Below are 1942 nucleotides of genomic sequence, written 5' to 3'. Positions count from 1 at the left end.
CCACTCGGGCCCGCCCACCCCGGACGACATGGACGAGCTGCTGAGCATGCGGCGCGGGACGAAGGCGTTCTTCGCGCACCCCAAGGCGATCGCCGCCTTCGGCCGCGAATGCAACAAGCGCGGGCTGGCGTTCGACACGGCCGACGTGGCCGGGCATCCGGTGCCGGCCTGGCGGGGCGTGCCGATCCTGCCGTGCGGGAAGATCCCCATCTCGGAGGAGGGCACCTCCTCGATCCTGGCGATGCGGCTGGGCGAGAAGGAGGAGGGCGTCGTCGGGCTGCGGCAGACGGGGATCCCGGACGAGTACGAGCCGGGCCTGAACGTGCGCTTCATGGGCATCAGCGACCAGGCGATCATGTCCTACCTGGTCAGCACCTACTACTCGGCCGCCGTCCTGGTGCCCGACGCGCTCGGCGTGCTGGAGAACGTCGAGGTCTTCGGCACCCCGTCCTGAAGCCGCCCCAGCCGAAGGAGAAGCCGGTGTCCCTGCTGTCCCGCATGACCGCGCCCGCCGCCCGCCACGAGGTGGCCGGACTCGTGGCCGCGCTGCTCTCGCCGCCCGGGCCCGCCGCCCGTACCGTGCCGGGCGGGCCCACGGGCCTGGGCACCTCCGCCGCCCGCCTCGTGCCCCGCAGGCCGGCGGCGGCCGGGGGTGCGGGCGTCCCGGAGCTGTACTGCCCGCCCGCCGTGCGCGACGACCCGGCGCTCGCCGCGGAGGTGAACGAGGCGCTCCTGGCGTGGGCCGGGGAGACCGGCCTGTACGCCGGGCGCCTGGAGCGCGTGCGCGCGGCCGACTTCGGGCGGCTGATGATGCTGGCCCACCCCGACACCGACGATCCGGACCGGCTGCTGGCGGCCGGCAAGTGCGCGCTGGCGGAGTGGGCCACGGACGACTACTACTGCGACGACGAGTCGATGGGCTCCGCGCCGGTGCTGCTCGGTGCGCAGCTGGGCCTGGCGTACACGGCCGTCGACCCCTCGCACCTGCCGGCCCGCTACGTGCCGGCCGGTGAGCAGGCCCTGCGCGAGGACCCGGTGCGCGCCTCCCTGCGCTCCGGCTTCGCCCACCTGTCCCGGTACGCGGACGCGGCCCAGCTCGGCCGGCTGCGCCACGAGATCGCCGTGCTGTTCGTGGGCTACGGCCAGGAGGGCTCCTGGCGCTCCCAGGGCCGCATGCCCGCGGTGTGGGAGTACTTGGCGCACCGCCAGATCAACAGCTTCCTGCCGTGCATCGCGCTGGTGGACGCGGTCGGCGGGTACGCGCTGCCCGCCGCCGAGTACGCCGACGCCCGGGTGCGCCGGGCCGTGACCATGGCGTCGACGGCCGCCACGCTCGTCAACGACCTGTACTCGATGGCCAAGGAGGACCACTCCTCCGGCGTGGAGTTCAACCTTCCCGCGGTGATCGCCGCGGAGGAACGCTGTTCGCCCCGCGAGGCGGTCGAGCGCAGTGCGCGGATCCACGACGAGCTGGTGCGCACCTTCGAGGCCGAGGCGGCGGCCCTGGCCGCTGCCGGCTCGCCCGCGCTGCGCCGCTTCCTGGCGGGCGTGTGGGCCTGGCTGGGCGGCAACCGCGAATGGCACAGCGGCAGCTCCCGTTACACGACCCCCTGAAACACCTGAAACACTCCGAGGAACCCTGATGACCACTGCCCCCGTCCCCTCCCCCGTGCTGCGCACCGCGTACCAGAAGTCGGTGGCCGAGTACTGGAACAACGAGAAGGACCCGGTCAACCTGCGCCTGGGCGACGTCGACGGTCTGTATCACCACCACTACGGGCTCGGTGACTACGACCCCTCCGTCCTGGAGGGTCCGGAGGAGACCCGGGACGCGCGCATCGTCGAGGAGCTGCACCGCCTGGAGTCGGCCCAGGCCGACGTCCTCCTCGACCACCTGGGCCCCATTGGCCCCGGTGACCGTCTGCTGGACGCGGGCTGCGGT

Annotated in this window: 1 protein-coding gene and 2 pseudogenes; all 3 read left to right on the top strand. The window is 73.5% G+C overall.

From position 1 onward, the window contains the following. A pseudogene (locus AC27L3_RS29485) lies at positions 1–454 on the top strand (Crp/Fnr family transcriptional regulator); the annotation flags it as partial. A 26-nt stretch (positions 455–480) separates the two neighbouring features. Beyond that, a complete protein-coding gene (locus AC27L3_RS29480) occupies positions 481–1614 on the top strand; it encodes a family 2 encapsulin nanocompartment cargo protein terpene cyclase (RefSeq protein ID WP_487237109.1) in 1134 nt (377 codons plus the stop codon). A gap of 28 nt (positions 1615–1642) precedes the next feature. After that, a pseudogene (locus AC27L3_RS29475) lies at positions 1643–1942 on the top strand (SAM-dependent methyltransferase); the annotation flags it as partial.

The organism is Streptomyces sp. PKA51 (assembly GCF_057552455.1).
The sequence above is the reverse complement of the archived record's forward strand: the minus strand, read 5'-3'. Positions and strand labels throughout refer to the sequence as shown.